Genomic DNA, 24,501 nt, shown 5'->3' with positions numbered 1-24,501 from the left:
CCGGGACCACGGCGAAAGGCGCACAGGCATGACGGTGGAGGACTTGGCGAACGGGATCCTCACCCACGTCCCTCAGGAGTTCCACGAACCGCAGGCATTGAGTTGGTTCCTGTCCGACGCGGCCGCGGAAGCCGTCGAGGAGTTGCGCCGGGCCGCCCTGAGGCCGGACGGCAGCGTCCTGCTGGTCGCGGTGCACGCCTTCGGGTGGCACAGCTTCTGCCGCTATCTCGCCGGCGGGGAAACGGAGCCGGCGGCTCTGGGCCGCGCCGTGCTCTGCTTCCTCGACGTGTACCGCGCCGATCCCGAGAGCGTCCCGCCCCCGCTGGGTCCGGTCGTCGCCATCCTCGCGGGCGAGCCCGCGGGGGCGGACGCCGATCCGGCCGACGTGTACCTGACCGGCACCGCGATCCTCACCCTCTACCAGCAGGAGCGCCATCCCGTCCAGCTCCAGGCGGGGGGCATCCTGCTGCGCCACGCGGTCGACGCCTTCCCCGCGGGCGGCACCGAACAGGGCACCGCCCTGTCCGACTTCGGCCTCGTGCTCCTGTACGCGGTCCGGGAAGGCGCCGACCAGGAGCTGCTGGCCGAGGCGCTGCGGCGCAGCCGCGAGGCGGTGGCCGCCGCGCCCGGGGACCGGGCCGAGCAGGCACGCCGGCACGGCAACCTGGGGTTCGTCCTGAGGAACTGGGCGGAGGCGACGGACGATCCGGCGGCCGCGCGGGAGAGCGTGGCCGAGCTGAGGCTGGCGACCCGTACCGGCGAACCGGAGGACCAGCACTACGTACTGCACCTCGCCGCGCTCGGCTCCGCCCTCGCCTCGGCGGCGGTCGCGCTCGTCGAACCCGCGCTGCTGTCCGAGGGGGTCGGGCTGCTGCGCCGCGCCGCGGCGGCCGCGTCCGCCGCGGGACAGCCGGCCGCCGCATTCCTCTGCGACCTGGGCACGGCACTGGTCTCCCTCTCGCTCGCACCGCCGGGGCGGGCGGACCGGCCCCTGCAGGAGGGCGAGCGCACCGCCCTCTTCGAGGAGGGGGTCGACGCCCTCCGCCAGGCGTCCGCCGCGGCCCTCAACCCCCTCGAACGGGCCGTGTACCTCGGCAATCTCGCCCTCGTGCTCAACGGCCGCAACGTGAACACGGCAGATCCCGACGCCCTCGACGGCGCCTACACCGCCGCGCACGAGGCCATGGCGGCGGCCCCTCCCGGGCATCCCGCGCACACCCAGGCGCAGTACGTACTGAGCCAGGTCCTGCGCTCCCGCTACGTCGAGCGGGGCCGCCTCGACGACCTGGAGGCCGCGATCGACTGCGCCCGGCGCGCGCTGGAGGCGACCGCCCCCGACGCCCCGCTGCACGTCACCCGGACCGTGGACCTCGCCGACCTGCTGCGTCTGCACGCCGATGCCGTCGCCGCGCCCGAGTCGCTCGCCGAGCCGCTCGCCATGCTGCGCGCCCTGGCCGCCGCCACGCCGCCCGGCTCTCGGCAGCGGGCCGAGGTGCTGCTGAAGCTGGCCCGGGCGCTCGCTGCCGTGGGGCGCGGTACGGGTGCGGCCGCGGAGGCCGCCACCGACGAGGCGGTACGGGTGTTCCGGGAGTGCCTCACGCTGCCGGGCGAGAGCACCGGTTACCAGGCCACGGTGCGGTTCGCCCTCGGTGACGTGGTGGCCCGGCGCAGGGAGTGGACCGAGGGCGTCTCCCTGATGCGGCAGGGGGTCGACCTGCTCGACGCCGACGATCCGCGCCGCTCGGAGTACCTGTCCGACTTCGCCGGCGTGCTCTTGGAGCGCGCCCGCGCGCAGAACGATCCGGCCGAGTACTCCGAGGCGGTACGCCTCCTGCGCGAGGCGGTGGCCTCGGCCCCGGAGGGTGATGCGCGGCAGCAGGCGGTGAGCCGCTCCAACCTCGGCGTCGCCCTCGTGGGGCTCGCCGCCCTGGCCGTCGACGAGGAGCTGCTGGCCGAGGGGGTTCAGGCGCACCGGGACGCCGTCGCCGTGAGCCCCCCGGACGACCACTACCGGCCGCACCGGCTCGGCAACCTGGGGGACGCCCTGCAACAGCTCGCGCAGTTCCGCTCCGACGCCGCCCTCGTCGTGGAGGCCGTGGAGGTGCTGCGCGAGGCGGCCCTGGCCGGTGCGCCCACCGTGCCCAGCAGCGCGGCGAGCTACAGCCGTCTGGGCAACGCGCTGCGCTCGCTCACCCGTTTCACCGGGGACGGCGCTCCCCTCGAAGAGGCCGTCGCATGGCACCGCAAAGCCGTCGCCGCATTGTCCGCGGCGGACGGAAGCGGAGGCGGAGGAGGCGGAGACGGAGACGGAGGCGGAGGCGGAGACGGAGGCGGAAGGCGCCCGCATGGTGCGGGCGACGTGACCCTCAGCCTCCCCGGCGCCCTGCTGGGGCTGGCGAACGTCCTCGGTGAGCGCTTCCGCCTCACGCAGGACGAAACGGTCCGCGAGGAGGCCCTGGAGTCCTACCGGGCTGCCCTGGCGGCGGCTCCCGGGCTCTCCGGCGATCGCCATGCCATGCTCAGCAGTTACGGCCACGTGCTCTGGGACTCCGCCGTCGACACCGGCGACGAGGCCCGTATGGACACCGCGATCGGCACCCTGCGCAACGCCGTCGCCGCCGCGCCCGCACGCCACGCGCAGCTCGGCATGGTGCTCACGAACCTGGGTTCCGCGCTGATGCAGCGGGCCAGGATCACCGGTGACCGCGTCTGGCTCGCCGAGGCCGTGACCGTACTGCGCCGCGCGGTGGACGAAAGCCCGCCGCACGTCTTCGAGCGCGCCGGACTGCTCTCCAACCTGGCCGAGGCGCTGCGCGCCTGGTACGGGGTCACGGAGGACCGGGCCGCGGCCGAGGAGGCGATCGGGCTGCTGCGTGAGGCGAGCACCCTGGAGCACGGCGAGCGGCACGGCCCGGACCTGGCCCGCGTCAACCTCGGCATCCTCTTGCACGACCTCGCCCTGGATCCGGGACCGGACGGGGAACCGGACCCCGGCGCCCTCGCCGCGTCGTGGCAGGCGCTGGAGGAGGCCGTCGCCCGCCTCGGCGACCGCGACCCGCTGCGGCCCCTCGCCCTGGCGAATCTGGCCGGCGCCGCCGTGGAAACCGCGGAGCAGGCCGACGAGGACTCCGGACCGGCGGTCCGCGCGGCGCTCGAACGCGCGGTGTCCGCCGCCCGGGAGGCACTCGACCTCACGCCCGAGGGCCATCGCGACCGGGCCCGCACCCAGTGGGTCCTGGCCCGGGCACAGTGGCGGCGCGCCCGGCTCGGCGAGAGCGTCGACCTGGCCGAGGCGACGCGGCTGGCCCGGCAGTCCGCGCAGAACGAGGCGGCAGCGCTTTCCGTGCGGATGCTCGCCGCCCGGACCTGGGGCGATGTCGCGGCGGCCGCGGGCCGGGACGCCGAGGCCCGCACCGGTTACGCGTACGCCGTCGACCTGCTGCCCCGGCTGACGCCGCGCACCCTCGGGCGCGCCGACCAGGCGGCCCGGCTCGGCGCCGGCCTGGGTCTCGCCTGCGACGCCGCGGCCATGGCCCTGCGCGTGGGCGACCCGGAATCGGCCCTCACCCTCCTTGAACAGGGGCGCGGGGTACTGCTCGCCCAGGGTGTGGAGATGCGCGGCGACCTCTCCCGGCTGCGTGCGGCGTCCGTGTCCCTGGCCGCCGAGTTCGAGCGGATCCGGGAGGCGCTGAGCTCCGATCCGGCGCCCGCCGCGGTCATCCGTACCGACCTCGGGTCCCCGGCCGCACCGCCCGGCGAGCAGGAGGCCGGTCTCCTGGCCGAGTCACGGTACGCCCTGGCGCGGAGCTGGGAGGAGCTGCTGGTCCGGATCCGGGAACTGCCCGGGATGGACGACTTCCTGCGTCCGCCGCGGGTCCCGGAGCTGATCGCCGCGGCGTCCGCCGGACCCGTCGTCGTGGTGAACGTCAGCCAGTACCGCTCCGATGCCCTCGTCGTCACCGCCGGCGGGGGCGTCGAGGTGGTCCCGCTCCCGGCCGTCACCCCGGACGCCGTCCTGGCCCACGCCGCGGCCTTCGCCACGGGGGTCGACGCGGCGTACGGAGACATGGGCGCCGAGGACGCCGTGAGCGCCATGCGGATGCTCTCCGACACGCTGGAGTGGCTGTGGGACTCCGTCGCCGCGCCGGTCCTCGACCGGCTCGGGCTGCGTACGGTCCCGATCGACGGCGAACCGTGGACGCGGCTGTGGTGGTGTCCCACGGGGTGGCTGTCGTTCCTGCCGCTGCACGCCGCGGGGCGTCGGGAGGCCCGCTCGGCCGAGAACGTCATGGACCGTGCCATCTCCTCGTACACGCCGACCCTGCGCGCGCTCGTCCGCGCCCGTCAGGCGTCCGGCACCGCTCCCGGGCCGCATTCCGCTCCCGCCCCGCTGGTGGTCGCGCTCGCCGAGACACCCGGGGCCGCGCCGCTGCCCGGGGCCTCGCGCGAGGCGCGGCTGCTACGGGACCTGTTCCCGGCGGGGGTCGAACTCGCGGGCGCCGCGGCGACGGTCGACGCGGTCCGGCGGGCGCTGCCCGACCACCCGTGGGTCCACTTCAGCTGTCACGGAGTGAGCGACCCGATGTCCCTCTTCGAGAGCGGCCTGATCCTCCACGACGGGCGGCTCACGGCGCTCGACGTCGCGGCGCAGCACCCGAGCACGGCGGTCCTCGCCGTCCTGTCGGCCTGTTCCACATCGCAGGGCGGTTTCCTGCTGCCCGACGAGGCGGTGCACCTGTCGGCATCGTTCCAACTGGCCGGATATCCCCATGTGGTGGGAACGCTGTGGCCGGTCTCCGACAACCTGGCGACCCGGCTGGCGGAGGAGTTCTACACCGCGCTCGCCGACGACATCGCCCACGGCCGGCCCATCGACCCGGCGGCGGCCCTGCACCGGCCGGTCCGGGCCTTGCGCGGGCGCCTCGCCCGCGCCCCGCACCTGTGGGCCGCGCACATCCACGCGGGTCCCTGACCCGCCCCCTCAGCCGGGGGGCGGCTCGGCGGACGGGGTCGACTCGGCCTGCGCGGTGCCCGACCCCGCCTGGGGAAGGTCCTCCGGTTCGGCCGCGTCGCCGGTCGGCCGGTAGACCCGGCGATCGGAGAACTCCTCCACGAGGGCTTCCAGTTCCTCGTCGGACGCCCCGTCACGATGCGCTGTCATGTACGGCTTCCCCTTCGTCGGCGGGTGTCTGCGGCTGCTGCGGTCCGGGCGGCAGCAGGACTTCCAGTACGTCGATGTCGGCGGCCCGGAGATAGACCCCGCCGGTGTCGGGCACCCGCCCGAGGAACCGGCCGTCGGGTGCCATCCGGTACTGGGACTGCAGGTAGAGGTCCCCCTGCTGGGGGAAGGCGGACGCGGCGGACTGCGGGCCAAGCCAACCCCCCACCCACAGCCCGCTCTTGAGGCGGGCCCGGACGAAGCACGACCCGCGGTCGCGGAACAGCGCGTCCCAGGCAGTCGGGGTCGGCTCGTACCGGGCCCTCCTGCGCCGCCTCCCCCAGGCGGCCTCCACCCAGGCGATGCCCGCCGGCACCACGACCACCAGGAGCAGCGCGGCGAGGCCCGCCTGCCGGGGGCGCCGCATCACCCCGGCGAGCGGACCGGCTCCGTCACCGGCGAGCAGGCCGACGAGCCACGGCCCGGCGGCGACCGCGTAGACGGTGTCGAGCAGGGCGCCGGCCGCGATCGCGCGAACGATGCGGTTCTGCGGTTCCTGCTCGGCGGCGACGGCGCCGCGCAGGTGCTCCCGGACGGCCTGGTAGAAGACCCCGGGCAGCACCAGGACCAGCAGGATGGCGAGTTGCTGTACCGTCCCCGGAACCATGGCTCCCGCTCCTCCCCCTCCCGGCCCGCGTGGGCACGCCGACTCCTTGATCACACGGTACGTCGACGAGCCGCGCGGGGGGTCGGGATCCGGCCGGGCGAGGGAGGGATCACAGTCGGCTCAGCGGTGGGTGAAGTCCGCGGCGCGCTTGTCCACGAAGGCGCTCATGCCCTCCTTCTGGTCGGCGGTGGCGAACACGGCGTGGAACAGGCGGCGTTCGAAGCGGACGCCCTCGGCCAGGGTGGTCTCGAAGGCCCGGTTCACGGCCTCCTTGGCCATCATGGCGACGGGGGCGGACATGGCGGCCACCGTCTCGGCGACGGTGAGGGCCTCGGCGAGCAGCTCGTCCGCCGGGACGATGCGGGAGACCAGGCCGGCCCGCTCGGCCTCGACGGCGTCCATGGTCCGTCCGGTCAGGCAGAGTTCCATCGCCTTGGCCTTGCCGACGGCCCGGGTCAGCCGCTGGGAGCCGCCGATTCCGGGGATCACCCCGAGCTTGATCTCGGGCTGCCCGAAGACGGCGGTGTCGGCGGCCAGCAGGATGTCGCAGAGCATGGCCAGCTCGCAGCCGCCGCCGAGGGCGTAGCCGGAGACGGCCGCCACGGTGGGGGTGCGCAGGTTCCCCAGCCGGTCCCAGGCCGTGAACCAGTCGCTGAGGTACATGTCCATGTACCCCTGGGGCTGCATCTCCTTGATGTCCGCGCCCGCCGCGAAGGCCTTCGCGGAGCCGGTGAGGACGATGCAGCCGATCTCCGGGTCCCGGTCCAGTGCCTCGGTGGCGGCCACGACCTCGTTCATGACCTGGAGGTTGAGGGCGTTGAGGGCCTTCGGGCGGTTGAGGGTGAGGAGGGCGGTACGGCCCTTGCGCTCGACGAGGATCGTCTCGTACGGCGTGTCCGTGCCCTTGTCGGTGCCGTTGTCCGTGCCGTTGTCGGTCATGGGGCTCATCCGTTCTGTGGTGCGGCGGCGCCGCGCAGGGCGTTGACGATGCCGGAGAAGTCCTGGTCCGCTCCGGCGCCTTCGGCGAAGGCGGCGTACATCACGGCGGCGCGCAGGCCGAGTCCGGCGTCGATGCCGCCCGCGCGCAGGGCGTTGGCCGCAAGGCCCAGGTCCTTGGCCATGAGGGGGGCGGCGAATCCGGGGCGGTACGCGCGGTTGGCGGGGCTGGCCGGGACCGGTCCGGGGACGGGGCAGTTGGTGGTGAGCGCCCAGCACTGGCCGGAGGCGGCGGAGGCGACGTCGTAGAGCGCCTGGTGGGAGAGGCCGAGGCTCTCGCCGAGGACGAAGGCCTCGCTGACGGCGATCATCGAGATGCCGAGGATCATGTTGTTGCAGATCTTCGCGGCCTGCCCGGCGCCCGCGCCTCCGCAGTGCACGGCCTTCTTCCCCATCGCGGACAGCAGGGGTTCGGCCCGGGCGAACTCCGCCTCTCCCCCGCCGGCCATGAAGGTGAGGGTGGCGGCCTCGGCGCCCATGACGCCGCCCGAGACGGGTGCGTCGAGGGCCCGGTGTCCGGCCGCGGTCGCCGCCTCGTGGGCGGCGCGGGCGTCGGCGACGTCGATGGTGGAGCAGTCGACGAACAGGGTGCCGGGCTTCGCGGCGGCGAGCAGCCCCTCGTCCCGGTAGAGGGCGAGGACGTGGCGTCCGGCGGGCAGCATGGTGATCACCACGTCCGCCTCGGCGGCGGCCGCGAGGGCGGATTCCGCGGCTTCCACGCCCGCCTCCCGGGCCCGGGCCACGGAGGCGGGGACGAGGTCGTGGCCGAGCACCCGGTGTCCGGCGGCGGCGAGGCTGGCGGCCATCGGGCCGCCCATGTGGCCGAGGCCGATGAAGGCGATGACGGTGGTCACCAGGGCACCTCCTGAAGGGAGTCGGTGGTGGCGAGCCGCAGTTCGCGGTCCGCGCCGAGCGGGGCGAAGTACCGGGCCACGTCCTCCTCGGACACCTCGGCGAGGGTGCCGGGCGACCAGCGGGGGCTGCGGTCCTTGTCGATGACCTGCGCACGGATGCCCTCGACGAGGTCGGCTGAGCCGAGCGCCGCGCACGAGACGCGGTACTCCTGCTCCAGCACCCGTTCCAGCGGCCCGAGCCGGCGGGCGCGGCGCAGCGCGGCCAGGGTGACCTTCAGCGCCGTCGGGGACTTGGCGGCCAGGGTGGCGGCCACTTCCTTGGCCGCGGGCTCGCCGCTGCCCAGGAGGCGGTCCAGGATCTCCTCGACCGTGTCCGCCGCGTAGCAGTGGTCGATCCACTCGTGCCGGGCCGCCAGTTGACCGGGCGGCGCCTCGGCGACGTGCGGGGCCAGGGCGTCGTGTACGGGCGCCCCGGCGAGGTCCGCCACCAGCCCGCCCAGCCGGCCGGCCGGTACGAAGTGGTCGGCCAGGCCGCAGAGCAGGGCGTCGGCGGCGCCGACGGGTGCGCCCGTGAGGGCGAGGTGGGTGCCCAGCTCCCCGGGGGCCAGCGCGAGGAGGTAGGTGCCGCCGACGTCGGGAATGAAGCCGATGCCGGTCTCGGGCATCGCGACGCGGGAGCGTTCGGTGACGATCCGCACCGTGCCGTGGGCCGAGATCCCGACCCCGCCGCCCATCACGATGCCGTCCATGAGGGCGACGTACGGCTTGGGGTAGCGGGCGATGCGGGCGTTGAGCCGGTACTCGTCGCGCCAGAAGTCCGCCGAGGCCGTGCCGCCGGCGCGGGCGTCCGCGTGGATGGAGCGGATGTCCCCGCCCGCGCAGAGGCCGCGCTCCCCGGCTCCGGAGATCACGACCGTGTGCACGGCGGGGTCGTTCTCCCATGCGGCCAGCGCCTGTTCGATGCGGAGCACCATGGTGTGGCTGAGGGCGTTGAGGGCGCCCGGCCGGTTCAGGGTCAGGTGGCCGGCGTGGCCCTCGACGCGGACCAGGACGTGCCGGTCCTCTTCCGTCCCGGCCGCCATCACAGGTTCTCCGTCAGGCCGCGGGCGACGATGACGCGCATGATCTCGTTGGTCCCTTCCAGGATCTGGTGCACCCGGAGATCGCGGACGATCTTCTCGATGCCGTACTCGCTCAAATAGCCGTATCCGCCGTGCAGTTGCAGGGCCCGGTCCGCCACGGCGAAGCCGGTGTCGGTCGCGAAGCGCTTGGCCATGGCGCAGAGCTGGGGCGCCTGCGGGTCTCCGCGGTCCAGCGCCTCGGCGGCCGTACGGACCAGGGCGCGGGCGGCGGTCAGTTCGGTGGCCATGTCGGCCAGCCGGAACTGGAGCGCCTGCGCGTCGAGCAGCCGCGCACCGAACGCCTCCCGGTCGGCGAGGTGGGTGAGGCTGCGGTCGAGGGCGCTCTGCGCGCCGCCGAGGGAGCAGGCCGCGATGCCGAGCCGGCCGCCGTTGAGGCCGTTCATCGCGATGCGGAAGCCGTCGCCCTCTGCGCCGATCCGCCGGTCGGCGGGGATCCGCACCCCGTCGAGGACGACCTGCCGCGTGGGCTGGGCGTTCCAGCCCATCTTGCGTTCGTTCGGGCCGAACGAGAGCCCGGGGTCGCCGCGTTCGACGACGAAGGCGGAGATTCCGGCCGGGCCCTCCCCGCCGGTGCGGGCCATGACGACGTACACGTCGGAGGCGCCTGCGCCGGAGATGAACTGCTTGACGCCGGTCAGTACGTAGTGGCCGTCGACGTCCCGCTCGGCGCGGGTGCGCAGGGCGGCCGCGTCCGAGCCCGCCCCGGGCTCGGTCAGGCAGTAGCTGCCCAGGGTCTCGGCCGCGCAGAGGCCGGGCAGCCAGCGGGCGCGCTGGTCCTGGTCCCCGTACCGGTCGATCATCCAGGCGACCATGTTGTGGATGGACAGGTAGCCGGCGATGGAGGGGCAGCCGGTGGCCAGCACCTCCAGGACGAGGACGCCGTCGGTGCGGCCGAGGGCGGAGCCGCCGGACTCCTCGCGTACGTAGAGCCCGGCGAGGCCGAGGCCGGCCGCGCGGCGCAGTACGTCGACGGGGAAGTGCTTGTCCTGGTCCCAGGTGAGGGAGTGCGGGGCCAGCTGCTCCTGGGCGAAGTCGAGGGTGACCTCGGCGAGGGCGAGCTGGTCCTTGGTGAGCAGGGTCGTGGTCACGGCGGTCATCCCATCGTCGGGATGGTGAAGCTCGCGCCCTCCTTGACCCCGGAGGGCCAGCGCGAGGTGACGGTCTTGGTGCGGGTGTAGAAGCGGATGGCGTCCGGGCCGTGCTGGTTCAGGTCGCCGAAGCCGGACCTCTTCCAGCCGCCGAAGGTGTGGTAGGCGACGGGGACCGGGATGGGGACGTTGACGCCGACCATGCCGGTGTTGACGCGGCGGGTGAAGTCGCGGGCGGTGTCCCCGTCACGGGTGAAGATGGCCACGCCGTTCCCGTACGGGTGCTCGCTGGGCAGCCGCAGGGCCTCCTCGTAGTCGGCGGCCCGTACGACGCACAGCACCGGGCCGAAGATCTCCTCGCGGTGGATCCGCATCTGCGGGGTCACCCGGTCGAAGAGCGAGGCTCCGGCGAAGAAGCCGTTCTCGTGCCCGGGGAGGGTGAACCCGCGTCCGTCCACGATGAGTTCGGCGCCCTCGGCGGCGCCGATGCCGACGTAGCGGTTGACCCGGTCGAGGGCGTCCCGGCTGACGAGGGGGCCGAAGTCGGCGTCCGGGTCGTCGGAGGTGCCGATGCGCAGGGCGGAGATGCGCTCCTTCAGCTTGGCCACCAGTGCGTCGGCGGTCCCCTCCCCCACGGGGACGGCGACGGAGATCGCCATGCAGCGTTCGCCGGCCGAGCCGTAGCCGGCGCCGACGAGGGCGTCGGCGGCCTGGTCGAGGTCGGCGTCCGGCATCACGACCATGTGGTTCTTGGCGCCGCCGAAGCACTGGGCGCGCTTGCCGTGGGCGGCGGCGGTGGCGTAGATGTGCGCGGCGATCGGGGTGGAGCCGACGAAGCCGAGGGCCTGGACGCGCGGGTCCTCCAGGAGGGTGTCGACGGCCTCCTTGCCGCCGTTGACCACGTTGAGCACGCCCGGCGGCAGACCGGCCTCCAGGAACAGCTCGGCGAGGCGCAGCGGTACGGAGGGGTCCCGCTCGGAGGGCTTGAGGATGAAGGCGTTTCCGCAGGCGAGGGCCGGTGCGGCCTTCCACAGCGGGATCATCGCGGGGAAGTTGAAGGGGGTGATCCCGGCGACGACACCGAGCGGGCTGCGCAGCGAGTGCACGTCGATGCCGGTGCCGGCGTTGTCGGTGAACTCGCCCTTGAGGAGGTGCGGGATCCCGGCGGCGAACTCGACGACCTCCAGACCGCGTTGGAGGTCCCCGTGGGCGTCGGCGACGGTCTTGCCGTGCTCGGCGGACAACAGCCGGGCCAGGGACTCGCGCTCACCCTCCACGAGTTGGAGGAAGCGCAGCATGACACGGGCCCGCCGCTGCGGGTTCCACTGGCCCCATTCCGCCTGCGCCTCCTCGGCGTTGGCGATGGCCGCCTCGGTGTCGGCGCGTCCGGCCAGCGGGACGCGGGCCTGGACGGCGCCGGTGTTGGGGTCGTACACGTCGGCGTGGAGACCTGAGGTCCCGGTGGTGTGCTTTCCGCCGATGAAGTGGGTGAGTTCACGGACCATGGGAAGCCTGCTCTCGTCAGGTGGGATCCGAGGAGGGCGCGGCAGGCCGGCGGGGCGGCACCGGTCGGGTGCGCGCCGCCGCCGGGCAGACCGCGGGACAGCGAAGGCAGCAGGCGCGGCGGGTTTCAGGGGCCGACGCGGATGCGGGTGCAGAGGGCGGTGCGCATGCGGGAGGCAGGTGCAAGCGCACGTGCGGGTGCGGATGCCTTCGGTGAGTTACGAACGCGCGGTCACGGCCGCGTGCTTCGCGAACTCCGCCGGATCACCAGGGCCGTGGTCACGTACCGGTGCCATGCGTGTCTTCTCCATCCTCGTGGACAACACGGAACACCCCACGGCCGGTATCCTGACTCCCGGATCAGCGCGCGCTGCCCGGCCTTCCCGACGGATCGCTCCGTCAGTGGCCTGATCTGCTGGACAGCACACTCCCCGGTCACAGTGGCGGGACCGCGCCGGATTCGCACCGGCTTCCCTGCACCGCGGGTTCGGTCACGAACATATAGTTGGACGTCCTAGTAAGTCCACCCCCTCCTCCGGAAGTCCGGCCACCTCCACCGCCCCGGGTGAACGCGAACCGGGTCAGGCGTCTGCCGCAGGGTTCGGCCGTACGGCGTCGCGGGGTGCGCGGGACCGGACCATCAGGCCGGCGGCCAGGGCCGCGAGCAGGACGACGCCGGCCGCCCACCAGAAGTTGACGGTGTAGGCGCGCAGCAGCTCCCTCTCGATCGCGCTGGGCAGCACCGAGCCCCTGCGCAGGAGGTCCACGCGGCCGGAGAGCACGGTGTCGAGCAGTGCCGCGCCGATCGCCGTGCCCAGCGCCTGGGCCGTGAAGACGGCTGCCGCGGCTCCACCGCAGTGCTCTGCGGCGACCCCGCCGGTCACGGTGGCGAAGATCGGCACGAAGGCCGTGCCGAGGCCGAGGCCGATCAGGAGCATGCCCGGCAGCGCCCCGGTCGCGTACGGGCTGTGGAAGCCGAGGCCGGTCAGCAGGAACAGCCCGACGGCCGTGAGCACCAGACCCGCCAGGATCGGGACCCGGGGCGCGACGCGGGGCAGGAGTCGGGCGGAGACCTGGGTGGCGCCCACCACGGCCGCGGCGGCCATGGGAAGGAAGTCCAGTCCGGCCGTGGCCGGGGCGTGGCGGAGCACGACCTGCAGGTAGTAGCCCACGACGGGGTACAGGGCGAAGACGCCCGCGCCGAGCAGGAGCATGCCGAGGAGGCTGCCGGCCCGGTTCGGGTCGGTGAAGACGTACGCCGGCAGGAGCGGGTGCGATCCCGCGGACTGCCGCCACAGGAAGCCGGCGAGCAGCAGGACTCCGCCCACGAGCAGGACCAGGACCAGGGGGGTGTCCCATCCGCGCGGCCGGGCCTCGCCGAGACCGCAGATCAGGGCGGCGACCCCTCCGGAGCCGAGCAGCACGCCCGGTACGTCGAACGGGGCGGCGGCGCGGCCCGGGCGCTCGTGCACCAGGGTGAGCGTGCCGATCAGGGCGACCACGGCGACGGGGACGCCGAGGTACAGCGACACGCGCCAGCTCAGGGCCTCCAGCAGCCATCCGCCCTCGGCCGTCCCGAGTGCCGTACCTCCGGCCACGATCGCGGCGTAGATCCCGAAGGCCCTGCCGCGTTCCTTCGGGGCGGTGAAGCCGGTGGCGACGAGGGACAGCGCGGCCGGTGTCAGCAGCCCGCCGAAGACGCCCTGGAGGACGCGGGCCCAGACGAGGGTGCCGGACTCGCCGGCCGATCCGCCGAGTGCGGAGGCGGCCGCGCAGCCGAGCAGGCCGACGATCAGTGTCCGTCTGCGTCCCGCCCGGTCCGCGATGTGCCCGCCGATGAGCAGCACCGCGCCGAAGGCGATGGCATAGGCGTTGGCCATCGTGCGCACGCCGTCGGCGGACAGGCGCAGGTCGGACTGGACGGCCGGGATCGCGATGCTGAAGTTCGCCGCTTGCAGCAGCACCATCAGCTGCACCAGGGCGACCACCGCCAGGCCCCACCAGCGCCTCGGGTGGGCGGGCGCCGGGTCGGGGAGGGCGGCCGGGGACGGCGGGGGCAGCGGCCAGGAGCTCGGGGCGGCGCCGGGAGGCGGCCCGAATCCCCGCGCGGGATCGAAGGGCGCCGGAGGCCCCGGGGCGTAGGCGGGCGGCAGGGGCGGCGGCTGGTCCCGGGACCGGTCCTGTGGGACCGGCGTCTGCGCGGGGGCCTGGGCCTGGGCGGGGATCACCGGGGCGTAGTCGAGCAACTCGGCCGCGTGTCGCCCGAGTTGCGCCAGTACGGCACCCGGCAGCCACTCCGCCGCCTGATCCGTCGCCGTGCGCTCGGCCACCTCCCGGGGGCTCGGCCGCCGGGCCGGGTCCTTGTGCAGACATGCCCGGACGAGGTCGACCAGTGCCTCCGGTACGCCGGTCAGGTCCGCCTCCTCCTCGGCGACCCGGAAGAGGTGGGCGTTCAGGCCGGTGTCCGTGGCGCCGAAGAGGTGGCGTCCGGTGGCGGCGTAGACGAGGACGGCGCCCAGGCAGAAGACATCGCTGGCGGGGGTGAGTTCGAGGCCGCGGACCTGCTCCGGCGACATGAAACCGGGGGAACCGATCAGCATGCCGGTGCGGGTGTGCAGGCTGTGCTCCTCGGCCAGGCTGTCCATCGCCCGGGCGATCCCGAAGTCGATGACGCGGGGGCCGTCGACGGTGACGAGGACGTTGGACGGCTTGAGGTCGCGGTGGATCAGGCCCGCCTCGTGCACGGCCTGGAGGGCGAGTGCGAGGCGGTTGGCGAGGGTGTGGACGGAGTGCTCGGGCAGCGGCCCGAAGTGCTGGGCGACGACGGCGTGCAGGTCGGGACCGGGGATGTACTGGGTCGCCACCCAGGGGATCGCGGCCTCGGGATCGGCGTCGAGCACGGCCGCCGTACAATTGCCGCCCACCCGGCGCGCGGCGGCCACTTCGCGGGCGAATCGCCGGCGGAACTCGGGATGGCCTGCGTACTCGGCCTGCACGACCTTCACGGCGACGGTACGGCCGGCCTCGGAGCGCCCCAGATAGACCAGGCCCATCCCGCCGGCGCCCAGCCGGGCGATGAGTCGGTACGGGCCCATACGGGTCGGGTCTTCGGCGATCAGCTGGTCCACGGCGGCAGGATAGGCCAACCATCCCACAGCGGTGGGGACATCAGGCGGATCGATGCCCGGCCGCCCCTGCGGATGCGAGCTGTGCGGACGCCGCCCTCGACGCGGGGCCGGGCCCGCTCCCGATCCGGCACCCGGACGCGGCAAACGGGCACCTTCGGCGCCCGGAATGCCCAAGTGGACCTCTCTGACGTGCTGTTCGACCTCCGCCGGACCGGGCGCATCCGGGCCATCTCATGCCCTGAACGGGCCGGTTCCCGGCTCACGCCCGGCGGTATAAATCTTTGGCGGGCCCGTTCGGGCCGCCGGTGCCCGAACGGGCTGGGGAAGGGCAGGTACGTCCGATGCGGTCAGAGGAACGCCACCAGCGGCTGCTCAACCTGGCCCGGCAGCAGGGGCGACTGGAGGTCGCCGGCGTCGCGGCGGACCTCGGGGTGGCGCCGGAGACGATCCGCCGGGACCTGAGCGAACTGGAGCGCCGGGGGCTGGTCCGCCGGACCCACGGCGGCGCGTATCCCGTCGAGAGCGCCGGCTTCGAGACCAATCTGGCGCAGCGCGTCACGCGCCACGTCGAGAACAAGCGCCGGATCGCCGCGCACGGCGCCAACCTGCTCGGCGGGGCGGAGACCGTCTTCATCGACGAGGGGTACACCCCGCAGCTGCTCGCGACCCTGCTGCCCACCGACCGGCCGCTCACCCTGGTCACCGCCTCGCTGTCGACGGCCGCGGCGGTGGCCGACTCCCCGCACACCACCCTGCTCCTGGGCGGCCGGGTCCGCGCCCGGACGCTGGCCAGCGTGGGCTCCTGGGCCTGCGCGATGCTCTCGGGCTTCGTCATCGACCTGGCCTACCTGGGATCGAACGGCATCTCCCGGGACTGCGGCCTCACCACCCCCGATCCGGTGGTGGCCGACGTCAAGGCGAAGGCGCTGGAGGTCTCCCGCAGACGGATCTTCATCGGGCACCACGGCAAGTTCGGTGCGAGCAGCTTCTGCCGCTTCGCCGAAGTGTCCGACTTCGAGACGATCATCACCGACACCGGGCTCCCGGTCGCCGAGGCCCACCGGTACTCGCTGCTGGGCCCGCAGGTCATACGCGTCTGATCCGCCCCGGCCACCGGTCCGCCCGGGCACAAGGCCGCCCGGCCACGAGTCCGCCCGGCCACGAGAACGCCCGGCCACACCAACGCACTCCGCGCTCCGCACTCCACGCCTGTCTTCGGCATGCCCGGAACCACCACCGAGAAGGGGACCACCATGACGACCCGAGGAACCAGCAGAGCCGCCGCCCGAGCCTCCCGAGCGGCAGCCGTCGGCCTCGGCATGGCCGTGCTCGCCGCGTGCTCCGGCGCCGGCGGAGCCGCCGGCGGCTCCGGAGGCCGCTCCATCAACGTACTGATGGTCAACAACCCCCAGATGGTGGACCTCCAGAAGCTCACCGCCGACCACTTCACCAAGGCCACCGGGATCAAGGTCAACTTCACCGCGCTGCCCGAGAACGACGTACGGGACAAGATCAGCCAGGACTTCGCCAGCCAGGCCGGCCAGTACGACGTCGCCACCATCAGCAACTACGAGACGCCCATCTACGCCAAGAACGGCTGGCTCGCCCCGCTCACCGCCCGCGCCAGGGCCGACTCCGCCTTCGACCAGGGCGACATCCTGCCCCCGATCCAGGAGTCCCTCACCGCCTCCGGCGAGATCTACGCGGAGCCGTTCTACGGCGAGTCCTCGTTCCTGATGTACCGCAAGGACGTCTTCGCCGAGAAGAACCTCACGATGCCGCCGAACCCCACCTGGGCGCAGGTCGCCGAGCTGGCGGCGAAGGCCGACGGGGCCCGGCCCGGCATGAAGGGGATCTGCCTGCGCGGCCTGCCGGGCTGGGGCGAGGTGATGGCCCCGCTGACCACCGTCGTCAACACCATGGGCGGTACCTGGTTCGAGAAGGACTGGAAGGCGCGGCTCGACAGCCCCGAGTTCACCAAGGCCGTGAAGTTCTACGTCGGCCTGGTCCGCGACCACGGCGAAGCCGGCGCCCCCCAGGCCGGGTTCACCGAGTGCCTCAACGAGATGGAGCAGGGCAAGGTGGCCATGTGGTACGACGCCACCTCCGCCGCCGGCCCCCTGGAGGACAAGGCCTCCCCCGTGGCGGGCAAGGTCGGTTACGCGCCCGCCCCCGTCGAGCAGACCAAGAGCTCCGGCTGGCTCTACACGTGGGCCTGGGGCCTGCAGAAGGCCGGCAAACACCAGGACGACGCCTGGAAGTTCGTCTCCTGGGCATCGGGCAAGGAGTACGAGAACCTCGTCGGCGAGCAGCTCGGCTGGTCCCGGCTCCCGGCCGGCAAGCGCACCTCCACCTACGCCAACCCGCAGTACCTGGCCGCGGCGTCCGCCTTCGCCGACGCCACCAAGTCCGCGCTGACCACGGCCGATCCCGCCAACCCGGGGGTCCAGGCGCGGCCCGCCCCGGGCATCCAGTTCGTCGGCATCCCCGAGTTCACCGACCTCGGCACCGAGGTGTCCCAGCAGATCAGCTCCGCCATCGCGGGCCGTACCAGCGTCGAGGAAGCCCTCAAGGCGGGCCAGTCCCGCGCCGAGGCCGTGGCCAAGAAGTACGCGGGCAACTGAGCGGCAGGACGGAGGCTCCCCATGACCGCCCCTCTGACAGCCAAACCCCCTCGCACCGCCCTGCGCGGCGCCCTGCACCGGGCCGCCCGCCCCACCGGATCCCGGCCCCGCGGCGCCTGGGCCCGGCGCGCACCCCTGCTGCCGGCCCTGGTCTTCCTGATCGCGGTGACGCAGCTGCCGTTCGTCGCCACCCTGGTCATCTCCTTCATGCGCTGGAACGCCCTGGCGCCGGACGACCGGGGCTTCGGCGGCCTCGCCAACTACCGCAACGCCCTGACCGATCCCGCGCTGAGGTCCTCGCTCCTCACCACCGTCGTCCTCACCTCGGCGGTGGTGCTCACCAGCCTCCTCCTCGGTCTCGGGCTGGCCCTGCTGCTCGACCGCGGCTTCCTGGGCCGCGGCATCGTCCGCACCCTGCTGATCGCGCCGTTCCTCGTCGTCCCGGCGGCCTCCGCCCTGCTGTGGAAGCACGCCCTCTACAACGCCTCGTACGGGCTGATCAACGGTTCGCTCACCTGGATCTGGAGCCTGTTCGGCAGCGACGGCGCCCCGCAGCCCGACTGGATGTCCAGTCTCCCGCTGGTCGCGGTGGAGGTGTCGCTGATCTGGCAGTGGACGCCGTTCATGATGCTGATCCTGCTCGCCGGGCTGCAGAGCCGGCCACCCGACATCGTCGAGGCCGCGCACGTCGACGGGGCCGGCACCTGGCAGGTCTTCCGCCACCTCACCTTCCCGCACCTGCGCCGCTACCTGGAGCTGGCCGCCCTCCTGGGCAGCATCTACGTCGTCCAGAACTTCGACGCGGTCTTCACCCTCACCTCCGGCGGCCTGGGCACCGCCAACCTGCCCTACACCGTCTACGAGACCTTCTACCAGGCACACGACTACGGCCAGGCGTCCGCCGAGGGCGTGCTCGTCGTCCTCTGCTCCATGCTCATCGCCACGTTCGCCCTGCGTACGGTCTCGTCCCTGTTCCGCGAGGAGGCGCTGTGATCGCCCTCGTCCGCCGCAGCATCCGGGGCCTGGCGGCCTGGCTCTGCGGGCTGCTGTTCTTCCTGCCGTTCGCCTGGATGGTCCTCACCTCGCTGCACAGCGAGCAGGACGCCGCGACCAACCCGCCCAGCCTGGGCGGCGCGCTCACCCTGGACGGCTACCGCGAGTTCTTCGGGGCGAGCACGGGGACGAGCCCGTGGCCGCCGCTGATCAACTCGGCCACGGCGAGCGTCGTGTCGACCCTGCTGGTCCTGGCGCTGGCCCTGCCGGCCGCGTACGCCCTGTCCGTCAAGCCGGTCCGGAAGTGGACCGACGTGCTGTTCTTCTTCCTCTCGACCAAGATGCTCCCCGCCGTGGCCGGGCTGCTGCCGCTGTACCTCATCGCCCGGAACACCGGGATGCTCGACAACATCTGGCTCCTGGTCATCCTTTACACCTCGATGAACCTGCCGATCGCGGTGTGGATGATGCGCTCGTTCCTCGCCGAGGTACCCAAGGAGATCCTGGAGGCGGCCTCCATCGACGGTGCCGGGCTGCCGACCACCCTGGTGCGGATCGTGGCGCCCGTCGCCGCGCCCGGCATCGCCGCCACCGCACTCATCTCGTTCATCTTCAGCTGGAACGAGCTCCTCTTCGCCCGGGTCCTGACCGGAGTCGTGGCCGGTACCGCACCGGTCTTCCTCACCGGGTTCGTCACCAGCCAGGGGCTCTTCCTCGCAAAGGTGTGCGCCGCCGCCGTGTGCATCTCGCTGCCGGTCCTCATCGCCGGGTTCGCCGCCCAGGACAAGCTCGTCCAGGGCCTCTCCCTTGGAGCAGTCAAGTGAAAGCAGCCGTCATCAGCGCTCCCGGCGTCGTGACGATCGAGACCGTCGACGATCCGAAGCCCGGCCCCGGGGAGGTGGTGGTCCAGGTCGCCGCGTGCGGCCTGTGCGGAACCGATCTGCACATCCTCCAGGGCGAGTTCGCGCCCAGCCTGCCGATCGTGCCGGGCCACGAGTTCGCCGGCACCGTCGTCGCGTACGGCACCGGGGTGAGCGGGCTGGCCATCGGCGACCGGGTGGCGGTCGACCCGTCGCTGTACTGCAACGCCTGCCACTACTGCCGGATCGGCCGCAACAACCTCTGTGAGCGCTACTCCGCCATCGGCGTCACGGTCGCGGGAGCGGCGGCCGAGTTCGCCGTCGCGCCCGCAGCCAACTGCGTCAGGCTCCCCGACCACGTCCGCGCCGAGGACGCCGCCCTCATCGAGCCGCTCTCCTGCGCGGTACGGGGGTACGACGTCCTGCGCGCCCAACTCGCCAGCAGCGTCCTGATCTACGGCTCCGGCACGATGGGCCTGATGATGATGGAGCTCGCCAAGCGCACCGGCGCCGTCGCCGTCGACATCGTCGACATCAACCCCGAGCGGCTGGCGACCGCCCGCACCCTCGGCTGCTCCCACGCCGTCGGCTCCGCGGACGAGATCGACCGGCCGCGCGGCTGGGACCTCGTCATCGACGCGAGCGGCAGCGAACGGGCCATCCAGGACGCCCTCGGCCGGGTGGCCAGGGGCGGTACCTACCTCCAGTTCGGGGTGGCCGACTACGCGGCCCGGGCCACGATCGAGCCGTACCGCATCTACAACCGTGAGATCACCATCACCGGGTCGATGGCGGTCCTGCACAGCTACGAGCGGGCCGCGGAGCTCTTCGCCGCGGGCGTCCTGGACCCGGACGTGTTCATCAGCGACCGGCTGCCGCTCGCCGACTACGCGGCCGCGCTCGAACGGTTCCGGGCCGGGCAGGGCCGCAAGATCCTGGTCACCCCGTGACGGCGGGACCGGGACCGGGACCGGCCGCAAATGCCCCGACCCTCGTCATCGGCGAAGCCATCACCGACGTTCTGACCGGCGAGGACGGGGTCCGGCGTGCCCGCCCGGGCGGCAGCCCGGCCAACGTGGCCCTCGGCCTGGCCAGGCTGGGCCACCCGGTGCGGCTCGCCACCCGGATCGGCCGCGACGGGCCGGGCCGCGACCTGCACGCCCACCTGCGCGGCAGCGGTGTGGTGCTCACCCCGGGGTCGTTCACCGAGGGGGCGACCTCGACGGCCACCGCCCGGCTGGACGCGGCGGGCACCGCGCACTACACGTTCGACATCACCTGGGATCCCCCGCTCGCCGCGCTCGCCGCATCCGCTCGCGAACCGGCGCCGGCCCGCCTCCACACCGGGTCGATCGCGACGGCGCTCGCCCCGGGCGCCGACCGGGTGTTCGCGGCCGTCGAGGCCGCCCGGCCCACCGCCACGGTCTCGTACGACCCGAACATCCGGCCCGCGCTGCTCACGGGGGCCGACCGGGAGCGGCTGCGCGCCGAACGGTTCGTCGCGCTGAGCGACGTGGTGAAGGCCAGCGAGGAGGACCTCGGCCGGCTCTACCCCGGGCAGTCCCCCGACGAGGCCGCCCGGCGCTGGGCGGACGGGAGCGGCCCCGCACTCGTCGTCGTGACCTCGGGCGGCGCGGGCGCGCGGGTCTTCTGGCCGGGCGGCCGGTGCGATGTGCCGGCGACCGCGGTCAAGGTCGCCGACACCGTGGGCGCGGGCGACGCCTTCATGGCGGGTCTGGTCAGCGGGCTGCTCCACACCGGGCTGCTGGCCTCCGCGGACCTGGCCGGAGCACCCGGCGCCGCCCGCGCCCGTCGGGCACTGCGCGAGGCGACGGCCTCCGCACACCTGGACCGCCGCGTGGCCTCGGCGCTCTCCCTGGCCGCCCGCGCGGCGGCACTGACCTGCACCCGTGAGGGCGCCGACCCGCCGACGCGCACCGAGCTCGCCCGCTGGGCGGCCGGGGATCGAGGGCGTTGACCGGCTGTCCGGGGAGCGGCCTCCGGGCGTCCCCGCGCGCCGGGCGCGGCCGGGGCAGGACGGCGATAATGGGCCACATGAGCACAGGTGCCGGGCGCGGGCGCTACGGCGAGGCGGTGTTCCGGCCCGAGCAGGCCGGCGAGGACGATCGCATCGACCTCGGTGCGCTCGCGTACGACGACATGACGATGGACCGCCTGCGGGCCTTGGGCGCAGGGCCCGGCTGGAACTGCCTGGACGTGGGAGCCGGCACCGGCACCGTCGCCCGGCGGCTGGTCGAGGAGGCCGGGGTGGCGAGCGTGCTCGCGGTCGACCGCGACGTCCGCTTCCTCGCCGCCCGTCCACTGCCGGGGCTCGATGTCCTGGAGGCGGACGTCAGCGCGCCGGATTTCGACCCCGGCCGTCGTTTCCAGCTCGTGCACGCCCGCTTCGTGCTGATGCACCTGCCCTCGTGGCGGAGCATGATCGCCCGGCTCGGCGGCCTGCTGGCCGAGGGCGGGGTGCTGGTCCTCAGCGACGCCATCGACCTGACCGGCCCCACCGCCCCGCAGACCCCGTACACCCGGGTCATGCAGGCCATGTGGCAGGGGCTGCGGGACACGATCGGCACCGACGTCTCGTGGGTCGCGCAGTACCCGCAGCACGTGCGGGACGCGGGACTCGTGTCGGTCGCCGCCGAGGTACGGGTGCCTCCCCTGATCCCGGGCAGCCCCATCAGCCGCTTCTGGGTGGGGACTTGGGACCGGGCCAGGGAGTCGATCGTGGCCACCGGGCTGGTGGACGACACGACGATCGAGGAGGCGGTCCGGTACCTCGGCTCACCGGACTGCGCCGCGCTCTCGCCGGGAATGATCACCGCCTGGGGCCGGCGCCCGCTGCCCGCGTGACGGGGGTCAGGAGCGCCCCGTCTCCGCGCCGAGCCGGCCGGACGCGCCCCGGCGCCGCTTCTCGCTGCGGCACCAGATGCGGTAGGCGCTGAAGCAGGAGGCCACGGCGACCGAGGCAGCACACCAGAGGCCGACGACGACGAGGATCGTGGCGAGCAAGGACATGTGGATCACTCCTGTCCGGATGGGTGCGCTGTCCGGGCCGCCCGAAATCCCGTCCCGGGCCCGCCTCTCGTCATGAAAATACGGGTGGAGGCGGGCAACCGGTGCGGTGCGGGAGGTGCTGGGGCGGAGATGTCGAATACCTCGTCACGTACCCGTGTCAGGGCGTCCTCCAACACGCCTCGCGGCACCGGCTCGTGCCGGATTTCCCCGATCGCCGACGGCGGCGGGGCGCGCGACCATCGGCGGGATGGGAGCATCACCCCGCCGACCGGACGGTGGAACTACGGCGCGACCTGGCGCAGCAGTCGCTCGGGGACGTATTCCGGGTAGGGCGACAGGGCGTGGGTGGTGGCCTCGTGGATCAGGTCCTGGATCGGGTCCGCCTGGGGGTCGGTCAGGGGCGTGCCCAGGCGGGTGGCCACCTGCTTGCGCAGGGTCGGGAGCAGGGCGTAGAGGCGGTCGCCGGGGCAGGAGGTGGAGTTGAAGTCCCGGTGGCCGTAGATCTCCGAGGCGGGCAGGCCGTACTGGGTGCAGATGTGGGCGCACAGGTCCGCCAGCGCCGCGAACTGCGCGGCCGGCGGCTCCTCCGTCATGTACGTGCCCTCGTTCTCGATGCCGATCGAGACCGTGTTCTGCCCGACGCAGTGCGCCGCGCGCACCTGGCGCTTGCCGGTGCGGAGTTCCGCGAGGCTGTTGTGGCGGCCCTCCATCACGAACGCCCCGCGGCTGACCGTGAAGTGCTGACCGGTGTCGATCCAGCCCTGGGCGTCCATGTGGTACGTCTGGATCGCCCGGGCCAGGGCGTACGCGCGCTGCTGCGAGTAGTCGGTCACGTTGAGCGTCGCCGTGTGGTGGACGATGATCCGCTCCGGGCGATTGGCCAGGACCACCACGGCTTCGGACGCGGCCCGCGCTCCCCAGCCGGCGCAGCTCACGATCTCCGGTCCGGCCGCGGCGGCGGCCGCGGCGTGCGCGCGGCCCGCCGGGACGAGGGAGAGCGCGGAGCCGGCGGCCAGGGCGAACGCGCCCGTGACGACCGCTCGGCGGGTGTGCTGCGCGGGGGAGGTCATGCCGTGCCCTTTCGGTCGGAGGCTGCCCATTGAAGGGGCCCGGTCCGCCGGAGCACGTATGACACACCGGTGATCGGCTTCCCGGCGGCGCCACGGGGTGAGCGGGGGCCGCCATCCGGGTGCGGCCCGGGCCGCGTCCTGTGCCCCGGCCGGGCCGTCTCTCACATCCTGGGCCGGGAACACTGCCTCCCGCCCAGCCATACAGCCATCCAGCCAGCCGCCCAAGGAGTACGGGATGTCCTTCGACGCCGTCGACCGCTTTCTGACCGCCCTCGACCCGGCACACCGCGAGACCGTCGACGGCCTGCCGCGTGACGAGCAGGAGCGGCTCGCCGCGGCCTGGGAGGAGGAGCTGGAGCGGGACACCGACATCGACACCCTGGACGAGCTGTCACCCCCGGCCGCCGAGAGCGAGGTGGCGCGGCGGGTGATGGAGCGCCGTTCCGAGTAGCCGGGCCCGCGGGTCACGGGCCCGCCCACCCCTCAGACGCGGTCGGCCGCGATCAGCAGGTACTGGAACGAGCCGTCCTTGTACGAGTTGATGAACGCCTCCTCGATGCCGGTGACGAGCGAGGAGGTGGCCCGCAGCTCCCAGTACGGCAGGGTCGCGGGGGTCAGGTCGATGACGGCCTGCGGTACGAGGCGGTTGTCGGCCATGGCCCGCATGTACTGCCGGCGGGAGTGGATGTTGCACTCGAAGTGCGCGTTGATCTGGGAGACCCACTTCGAGGGCTGCCCGTAACGGGGGTTCCAGCAGCCGGTGATGGTCACGTACCGGCCGCCGACGGCCAGGACGCGGGAGTGCTCGGCGAACAGGTCGTGCAGGTCGACGTACATGCTCGACTCGTTGTTCCACGAGGCCGCGGCCTGGCCCGTCTCGAACGGCGTGTTGAGCATGTTGCAGACACGGGCGCGGACGGAGTCCTCGATGCCGAGTTCGCGGGCGCGCTGGTTCGCGAAGTCGGCCTGCTTCGCCGACAGCGTCACGCCCTCGACCTTGCAGCCGAACCGCTGGTGGGCCATGACCATCGATCCGCCGCGGCCGCAGCCGGCGTCCACGAGCGTGTCGCCCTGGCCGATCTCGCCGAGGTGGTCCAGGAGGACGTCGGCCTGCGCCGACTCCAGCCGGTGGAGCTCGGCGATCAGCTTCTTCTCGTAGGCGCTGTCCTCGGCGTCTCCGAGGGCCGCCCGGTTGATGTCACCGATGCCGTAGTGGTGGTGGTACAGGCCGTCGACGTCGCCGAGACGCAGGTTCACCGGCCGGGCCTCGTGGTCCCAGTAGCGGGCGATGTCGCCCTGGTAGGGCGTGGCCGGGGCCGGGATGAACGCCGAGGTGGCGGTCGCGGCGGCGGGGGCAACGGTGAGATCGGTGTTGGTCACTTATAAAT

The 24,501-nt window shown here is 73.5% G+C and carries 20 protein-coding genes and 1 riboswitch; of the genes, 9 read left to right on the top strand and 11 right to left on the bottom strand.

Translation table 11 applies throughout. The annotated features are described in order from the left end of the window. Positions 1–28 precede the first annotated feature (28 nt). Positions 29–4,972: a CHAT domain-containing protein gene (locus IF02_RS0110150; RefSeq protein WP_078621995.1), complete on the top strand. Its 4,944-nt coding sequence runs from the start codon at positions 29–31 to the stop codon at positions 4,970–4,972. A 9-nt stretch (positions 4,973–4,981) separates the two neighbouring features. Here the strand turns inward: IF02_RS0110150 and IF02_RS0110145 are convergent, their stop codons facing one another. The 8 genes from IF02_RS0110145 to IF02_RS33605 form a co-directional block, all read right to left on the bottom strand. After that, positions 4,982–5,161 (bottom strand): hypothetical protein, encoded by a 180-nt coding sequence (locus IF02_RS0110145; RefSeq protein WP_030155495.1) that lies wholly within the window; start codon positions 5,159–5,161, stop codon positions 4,982–4,984. Continuing rightward, positions 5,145–5,825 (bottom strand): DUF6338 family protein, encoded by a 681-nt coding sequence (locus IF02_RS0110140; RefSeq protein ID WP_037835975.1) that lies wholly within the window; start codon positions 5,823–5,825, stop codon positions 5,145–5,147. The genes IF02_RS0110145 and IF02_RS0110140 overlap by 17 nt, the downstream gene beginning before the upstream one ends. 120 nt (positions 5,826–5,945) lie before the next feature. Next, positions 5,946–6,764, bottom strand: a complete 819-nt coding sequence (locus tag IF02_RS0110135; RefSeq protein ID WP_051696092.1) for an enoyl-CoA hydratase — start codon at positions 6,762–6,764, stop codon at positions 5,946–5,948. 5 nt (positions 6,765–6,769) lie between these two features. Beyond that, a complete protein-coding gene (gene mmsB, locus IF02_RS0110130) occupies positions 6,770–7,675 on the bottom strand; it encodes a 3-hydroxyisobutyrate dehydrogenase (protein WP_030155490.1) in 906 nt (301 codons plus the stop codon). Then, positions 7,672–8,757 carry an enoyl-CoA hydratase/isomerase family protein gene (locus IF02_RS0110125; protein WP_030155488.1) on the bottom strand — a complete coding sequence of 362 codons (1,086 nt, stop codon included), beginning with the start codon at positions 8,755–8,757 and terminating at the stop codon, positions 7,672–7,674. The genes mmsB and IF02_RS0110125 overlap by 4 nt, the downstream gene beginning before the upstream one ends. Further along, positions 8,757–9,914 (bottom strand): acyl-CoA dehydrogenase family protein, encoded by a 1,158-nt coding sequence (locus IF02_RS0110120; RefSeq protein ID WP_030155487.1) that lies wholly within the window; start codon positions 9,912–9,914, stop codon positions 8,757–8,759. Before IF02_RS0110120 ends, IF02_RS0110125 begins: the two co-directional genes overlap by 1 nt. Continuing rightward, positions 9,911–11,410, bottom strand: a complete 1,500-nt coding sequence (locus tag IF02_RS0110115) for a CoA-acylating methylmalonate-semialdehyde dehydrogenase (protein WP_030155485.1) — start codon at positions 11,408–11,410, stop codon at positions 9,911–9,913. Before IF02_RS0110115 ends, IF02_RS0110120 begins: the two co-directional genes overlap by 4 nt. Positions 11,411–11,728: 318 nt before the next feature. Next, positions 11,729–11,925, bottom strand: a riboswitch (cobalamin riboswitch). Between the two features lie 64 nt (positions 11,926–11,989). Then, on the bottom strand, positions 11,990–14,536 hold the full coding sequence (locus IF02_RS33605; protein WP_078621994.1) for an MDR family MFS transporter: 2,547 nt from the start codon (positions 14,534–14,536) through the stop codon (positions 11,990–11,992). Between the two features lie 341 nt (positions 14,537–14,877). Between IF02_RS33605 and IF02_RS0110105 the strand changes: the two genes are divergently transcribed. From IF02_RS0110105 to IF02_RS0110075, 7 genes are all read left to right on the top strand, one after another. Continuing rightward, complete coding sequence (locus IF02_RS0110105; RefSeq protein WP_030155482.1) at positions 14,878–15,636, top strand: DeoR/GlpR family DNA-binding transcription regulator; 759 nt, start codon at positions 14,878–14,880, stop codon at positions 15,634–15,636. Between the two features lie 153 nt (positions 15,637–15,789). Continuing rightward, positions 15,790–17,160, top strand: a complete 1,371-nt coding sequence (locus tag IF02_RS0110100; protein ID WP_030155480.1) for an ABC transporter substrate-binding protein — start codon at positions 15,790–15,792, stop codon at positions 17,158–17,160. Positions 17,161–17,181: 21 nt separating this feature from the next. After that, the gene (locus IF02_RS0110095; RefSeq protein WP_030155479.1) at positions 17,182–18,153 is read left to right on the top strand and encodes a carbohydrate ABC transporter permease; all 972 of its coding nucleotides are present in this window, start codon (positions 17,182–17,184) and stop codon (positions 18,151–18,153) included. Beyond that, on the top strand, positions 18,153–18,977 hold the full coding sequence (locus IF02_RS0110090) for a carbohydrate ABC transporter permease (RefSeq protein ID WP_078622017.1): 825 nt from the start codon (positions 18,153–18,155) through the stop codon (positions 18,975–18,977). The genes IF02_RS0110095 and IF02_RS0110090 overlap by 1 nt, the downstream gene beginning before the upstream one ends. Further along, a complete protein-coding gene (locus tag IF02_RS0110085; RefSeq protein ID WP_030155476.1) occupies positions 18,974–19,963 on the top strand; it encodes a zinc-dependent alcohol dehydrogenase family protein in 990 nt (329 codons plus the stop codon). The genes IF02_RS0110090 and IF02_RS0110085 overlap by 4 nt, the downstream gene beginning before the upstream one ends. Next, positions 19,960–20,991 (top strand): carbohydrate kinase family protein, encoded by a 1,032-nt coding sequence (locus IF02_RS0110080; RefSeq protein WP_051696090.1) that lies wholly within the window; start codon positions 19,960–19,962, stop codon positions 20,989–20,991. The genes IF02_RS0110085 and IF02_RS0110080 overlap by 4 nt, the downstream gene beginning before the upstream one ends. Positions 20,992–21,068: 77 nt before the next feature. Then, the gene (locus IF02_RS0110075) at positions 21,069–21,878 is read left to right on the top strand and encodes a class I SAM-dependent methyltransferase (protein ID WP_420708117.1); all 810 of its coding nucleotides are present in this window, start codon (positions 21,069–21,071) and stop codon (positions 21,876–21,878) included. 6 nt (positions 21,879–21,884) lie between these two features. On the opposite strand, the gene IF02_RS34740 is transcribed toward IF02_RS0110075, so the two are convergent. Next, positions 21,885–22,043, bottom strand: a complete 159-nt coding sequence (locus tag IF02_RS34740) for a hypothetical protein (RefSeq protein WP_158708477.1) — start codon at positions 22,041–22,043, stop codon at positions 21,885–21,887. 281 nt (positions 22,044–22,324) lie between these two features. Then, positions 22,325–23,113, bottom strand: coding sequence for a peptidoglycan recognition family protein (locus IF02_RS0110065; protein ID WP_078621993.1), 789 nt, complete (start codon positions 23,111–23,113; stop codon positions 22,325–22,327). A gap of 235 nt (positions 23,114–23,348) precedes the next feature. On the opposite strand from IF02_RS0110065, the gene IF02_RS0110060 reads away from it, so the two are divergent. Further along, entirely contained in the window at positions 23,349–23,564 is a 216-nt protein-coding gene (locus tag IF02_RS0110060; RefSeq protein ID WP_030155470.1) for a hypothetical protein, read from the top strand. A gap of 32 nt (positions 23,565–23,596) precedes the next feature. Here the strand turns inward: IF02_RS0110060 and IF02_RS0110055 are convergent, their stop codons facing one another. Beyond that, the gene (locus IF02_RS0110055; protein WP_030155468.1) at positions 23,597–24,493 is read right to left on the bottom strand and encodes a geranyl diphosphate 2-C-methyltransferase; all 897 of its coding nucleotides are present in this window, start codon (positions 24,491–24,493) and stop codon (positions 23,597–23,599) included. Positions 24,494–24,501 lie beyond the last annotated feature (8 nt).

The sequence above is a fragment of the Streptomyces sp. NRRL S-244 genome (assembly GCF_000717915.1).
Lineage (GTDB): Bacteria > Actinomycetota > Actinomycetes > Streptomycetales > Streptomycetaceae > Streptomyces.
This window is presented reverse-complemented; position numbering and strand designations above follow the sequence as displayed.

Excerpts from the sequence above, each read along its gene's own strand:
- IF02_RS0110150 (WP_078621995.1), top strand. The coding sequence starts at position 29 with ATGACGGTGGAGGACTTGGCGAACGGGATCCTCACCCACGTCCCTCAG.
- IF02_RS0110145 (WP_030155495.1), bottom strand. The coding sequence starts at position 5,161 with ATGACAGCGCATCGTGACGGGGCGTCCGACGAGGAACTGGAAGCCCTC.
- IF02_RS0110140 (WP_037835975.1), bottom strand. The coding sequence starts at position 5,825 with ATGGTTCCGGGGACGGTACAGCAACTCGCCATCCTGCTGGTCCTGGTG.
- IF02_RS0110135 (WP_051696092.1), bottom strand. The coding sequence starts at position 6,764 with ATGACCGACAACGGCACGGACAACGGCACCGACAAGGGCACGGACACG.
- IF02_RS0110125 (WP_030155488.1), bottom strand. The coding sequence starts at position 8,757 with ATGGCGGCCGGGACGGAAGAGGACCGGCACGTCCTGGTCCGCGTCGAG.
- IF02_RS0110120 (WP_030155487.1), bottom strand. The coding sequence starts at position 9,914 with ATGACCGCCGTGACCACGACCCTGCTCACCAAGGACCAGCTCGCCCTC.
- IF02_RS0110115 (WP_030155485.1), bottom strand. The coding sequence starts at position 11,410 with ATGGTCCGTGAACTCACCCACTTCATCGGCGGAAAGCACACCACCGGG.
- IF02_RS0110105 (WP_030155482.1), top strand. The coding sequence starts at position 14,878 with ATGCGGTCAGAGGAACGCCACCAGCGGCTGCTCAACCTGGCCCGGCAG.
- IF02_RS0110100 (WP_030155480.1), top strand. The coding sequence starts at position 15,790 with ATGACGACCCGAGGAACCAGCAGAGCCGCCGCCCGAGCCTCCCGAGCG.
- IF02_RS0110095 (WP_030155479.1), top strand. The coding sequence starts at position 17,182 with ATGACCGCCCCTCTGACAGCCAAACCCCCTCGCACCGCCCTGCGCGGC.
- IF02_RS0110075 (WP_420708117.1), top strand. The coding sequence starts at position 21,069 with ATGAGCACAGGTGCCGGGCGCGGGCGCTACGGCGAGGCGGTGTTCCGG.
- IF02_RS34740 (WP_158708477.1), bottom strand. The coding sequence starts at position 22,043 with ATGTCCTTGCTCGCCACGATCCTCGTCGTCGTCGGCCTCTGGTGTGCT.
- IF02_RS0110065 (WP_078621993.1), bottom strand. The coding sequence starts at position 23,113 with ATGACCTCCCCCGCGCAGCACACCCGCCGAGCGGTCGTCACGGGCGCG.
- IF02_RS0110060 (WP_030155470.1), top strand. The coding sequence starts at position 23,349 with ATGTCCTTCGACGCCGTCGACCGCTTTCTGACCGCCCTCGACCCGGCA.